Source organism: Methylobacterium sp. J-072 (assembly GCF_022829425.1).
GTDB lineage: Bacteria > Pseudomonadota > Alphaproteobacteria > Rhizobiales > Beijerinckiaceae > Methylobacterium.
In genome coordinates, this window is sequence record NZ_JAKSYK010000006.1 from 1 (window position 1) to 4,148 (window position 4,148).

Here is a 4,148-nt window from a genome sequence, read left to right on the forward strand (position 1 = left end):
ACAGGCAACTTCCTGTACGGCACCTTCTTCGATACGCGATCGGCCAGCGGTACCTTTTACCCCGACTTCCTCAACCTCGACCTCACGGCCACCAAGCATTTTGGCAAATGGGAAATCGGGCCGGTATCCTTCGGATCGACCGACCTTCCGACCAACAATCCGTCCTATGCTCGGCAAGGCCAGTTCGCAGTGTGCGGCCTCGTGGGCTACAACTTCGGCCCGGTCAATCTCCAGGCCTACGGTACGCGGGACGTGGTTCAGCGCAATTACGCAGGACTTGAGACACGCGGCTGGTTGCGCGTAACCGTGCCGATCTACCAGGATAAAAGCGAGACGCCTGAGCCTAGCCCTATCCTGCGCAAGTTCTGAAATCGTCTCGGGCATGCGTGATGAGGGGCATTATCCCCCTGCGATGGATGAACGAACGTCCCTTGCCGGATCTTGCATGTCTGAATGGATCGGATCAGCCAGGACTCAGGGCGGGTCGTGAGCGGGAGCGGCGACCATGTCCGCTTTTACGCAGTGTCGCCCGGAAGCGGACCGGCGAAAATCCACCCAACCCAGCCGTTCAGCAGCGCCCACCAACGCGACCGGAGCTGGCCGAAAGCGGAACGGCCGCTTGAGAGTAGGCCCATCGAAAAAGCGGACAGCCTGCTATCGAACCATTTCTACTCTATGATCTCGACAACACGGCGCCTGCGCGGGTCAACGAGCACGGGTGGTCGTTGACGACGGTGTAGCTGTAGTTCGGCAGGGCGAACTCGGTGGGCACGTCGTAGTAGATAACACCGTCCTCAGGCAGAATGGTACCGACCCGCAGGGGACCGACGTAGGCGAAGGACGGCCGCCGCTCGCCCAGCGCATAGATCAGGAAACGCGCACGCCGGTCGACGCCGGGACTGCCGTTGGCCATGCTGACCATCGCACCGACCGCATCGCCAACGACGGCCCCGAGGGGACCGGCGATCATCTAACCCCGGATAGCACACTCTTGAGCCCCATGTTCCAGGCTCTGGGCCTGGACGAGGCCCATCCACGCCAACGGCTCCGCAGCAACGGTGAGCCCGACATTCCACACTATCATCTCTTCTGCGCAGGGCTGAGGAGTCAGCCCCATCCAGACTTACTTGCTTCGGATGATCAGCGACCGCCCGTGACAGCGCGCAAGGGCGCGGCGGCGAGGTCGGCCGTCGAGCCGACGGTGTCCTTGAAACCGCTTCCGACGTTCGAGAGGTGGTCGCCGTAGGTCTCGCGGGTCTGCGGGTCGATCATGGCCACCGGGGCGGCGACTGCCAGTGCGGCACCGGTGGCGACCGTCGAGGCGGCCCCGGCGGCCGTGCTCACTAGCCTGTCGCCGATGCCGATCTGGCCGTCCGAGATCGGCTGCCCGTCGGCAAGGCGCTTGCCCAGAAGCGCGACCACGTCCCCGGAGGCGAACTTGCCGTGATTGAGTGCATCGTCAGACTTTACCGAGGTCAGGTTGAGGACGCCGATGTTCTCGCGCTCCAGCTCGGACCTGTACGGCTCGGCGTTCGGGTCGATGGCTCCCAGTCGCACGCTGTCCCCCCAGACGAGACGCGAGACCGCCAACGCCTGGTCGTCGCCCGACACCATCAGGGTTAGTCGCGGCCGATCCTTGCCCATATCGTGGAAGGCACCCCGGGCGAGGTCCATGTCGACGTCGGGTGCGGCCAGGATGACGTTCCGGATCTTGGGCGCCACGCGCTTGTCGCGGATGGCCATCTGTCGGAGGCTCTCCAGGGTGAGCCAGTTGCCCATTGAGTGGGCGAGCACCGTTACCTCGCCGACGTTCGGGTCCCTGGCGAGGTCGCGCAGCAGGGTCTCCAGGCCGTTACGAGAGAAATTGGTGCTTTCCCGGTCGTAGCCGTAGGCGAGCACAGAGCCGCGGGACGGCCAGGTGAACAGCACCGGTGCGACCTCGGCACCGGAATCGTGCACGATCTGCGCGAACCGGAAGACGGCATCCTCGAACTTGTTGTTGAACCCGTGCACGAACACCAGGACGTGGCGCTTGCCTCGTCCGTGCACCGCCTTTCCGGTCCAGGCCGCGACCTTCGAGCGGTCGACCGGATCGGCGCGCAGCGCCACGAAGTCGGTGGCGGGGTTGCCGGGGAGGCGTTCCGGCCATTGCACGGTGCCGGGCTGGCGGGTGGCGTCCGGCGGGATCGACACCGCGAGGTCGGTGTAGGTCACGGCCTCGCCGCGCTCGCCGGAGAACAGTACCCCGCGGTCGGTCGCGGACTTGCGGGTCGTAGCGACCAGCATATCGACACGGGACGTACCCGCGACCGGTGCCGCGTCGGCGATGGGCAGCAGCACGCCGGTCGGGCGTCCGCCGCAGGCCCCGAGGCTTACGAGGACGGCGGCTACCAGCGTGGCGGCCAGTGCCCGTTCGGCACATGCAAACCGTGGAAACACCCGTACCCCCGAACCATGGCCGGGACGGGTGACCGGGTCACGCTCCGTCGAGGCCGGGAAGTCCTAGCGGATGATTACGGCGGGGTGCGGACGGCAAGCCCGAAGATAAGCTCCTGGACCATCGGACAACCGTGCCGGCCGGCAGAGCTCAGTTACCGAAGGGCGAGGCGAGGACGATGCGAACCTTCTTGGTCGACGCTACCTGCGCGACGGGTACCGGGGCGGCGTTCATGACAACGACCATCTGGACCGTCGCGGGCTTCGAGACGCCGCTGACGACGTTCGACGTCTCGGAAGCGATGGCCGGTGCTGCGGCCACCAGGAAGATCGCGAGGGCGGCGAAGACTGTCTTCACGGCGGCTGTCCGAGGCTTGACTGTAAGACGTCCGAACAACGGTCAAGCCATCGGCGGGTTCCAGCTTCAGGCGGCGTTCGCCGCGGCCGGGGTCTCGTCGCCCGTGTTCGTCGCGCCCGCCTCCCTCAGGCACGCCTCGACCGCACCGCGCAGCGACGAAACGTAGGCGTCGGCCCCGACCTGCCGACCGAGGTCCGTATCGGTCAGGACCGCCTCGCCCTGGGGCCATAGTCCGACCAACAGCTTGACGTCCCGCGACTTCCTACGGAGACGCTCCAGCAGGTAGCGTAGGTGCGACGGGTTGCCGGTGATGTCGAGGTAGGAGATGCACACCATCGCCACGCCCGAGAGGTCGAGGTCGCGGATGCCTTCGCGCGAGGCGGACTGGTAGGCCGTCACGCGCGCCCCGAGTCCGTGCTTGCGCAGGAGTTGCGCCAGCATCGCCGAGGAGGCCTCGTCGAGGGGGCCGCGGCCGGCCAGGCACAGCACCGGCGCCTCGCCGCGCCACGCCTCCGGCAGCGCCTCGCGAGGTGGCGCTTGACCGGGTACCGCCTCGTTCTTCGGATGCGCCCGCTCGGCCAGCGTCGGGGTGTCGTTCGGGTTCACCGTCGCGTCCGTGCCGGCCGGCTCGACGTCGGGATGGTCCTCGAAGTCTTCGACCAGGGAGCGGGACGACGCCCGGATGTTCTCCAGCTGCGCAGGCGTGACGACCCCGCGTGCGTAGTCGTTTGCGGCGAGCTGAAGGCCCTTCAACGCGACCTCGTCGTAGTACGACGACAAGGAGCGCTCCTTCAGCATTTGCTCGCCGAGGTCGCGGGCCTCGTCCGGGTCTCCGGCGAGCATGCGCTGGTAGAAGTTCTCCACCGGCGTTAGCGGCGGCCGGTCGCCCAGCAAGATGTCGAGGAACTCCAGGCTGTCGACGTGGCGACCGAGCACGACCAGACAGACGGTGAACGGGGTCGCCAGGATCAGGCCGATGGGCCCCCACAGGAAGCCCCAGAACAGGGTCGAGACGATCACCGCGAAGGGCGAGAGCCCGGTGGAGTGCCCATAGAGCAGGGGCTCGATCACCTGCCCGAACACCGGCTCGGCGATCAGGAACAGGGCCGCGGTGGCGATGACCATGTTCCAGCCCGGATCGACGGCCGCCGCCAGCGCCACCGGGAGGATGCCGGAGATGAAAGCGCCGATGTAGGGCACGAAGCGCATCAGCGCGGAGAATACGCCCCAGAGCAGCGGGTTGGGCACGCCGATGAACCACAGGCCGACGCCAACAATGACGCCGAACGCGGCGTTCATGCCGAGCTGAGCCAGGAAGTAGGTCCCGAGCCGTCCGGCCGCGTCGTCCATCGCC

At 66.9% G+C, this 4,148-nt stretch carries 4 protein-coding genes and 1 pseudogene; 1 reads left to right on the top strand and 4 read right to left on the bottom strand.

Translation table 11 applies throughout. From position 1 onward, the window contains the following. Positions 1–369: pseudogene (locus tag MKK67_RS00020) on the top strand (transporter); the annotation flags it as partial. A gap of 304 nt (positions 370–673) precedes the next feature. Here the strand turns inward: MKK67_RS00020 and MKK67_RS00025 are convergent. The 4 genes from MKK67_RS00025 to MKK67_RS00040 all read right to left on the bottom strand — a co-directional run. Then, complete coding sequence (locus MKK67_RS00025; RefSeq protein WP_243959432.1) at positions 674–970, bottom strand: DUF1236 domain-containing protein; 297 nt, start codon at positions 968–970, stop codon at positions 674–676. Between the two features lie 170 nt (positions 971–1,140). Then, positions 1,141–2,340, bottom strand: a complete 1,200-nt coding sequence (locus MKK67_RS00030; RefSeq protein WP_243960606.1) for an alpha/beta hydrolase — start codon at positions 2,338–2,340, stop codon at positions 1,141–1,143. Positions 2,341–2,587: 247 nt separating this feature from the next. After that, positions 2,588–2,794 (bottom strand): hypothetical protein, encoded by a 207-nt coding sequence (locus MKK67_RS00035; RefSeq protein ID WP_147907794.1) that lies wholly within the window; start codon positions 2,792–2,794, stop codon positions 2,588–2,590. 66 nt (positions 2,795–2,860) lie between these two features. After that, positions 2,861–4,148, bottom strand: a 1,288-nt coding sequence (locus MKK67_RS00040) for an AI-2E family transporter (RefSeq protein WP_243960608.1), incomplete at its 5' end; no start/stop codon positions are given.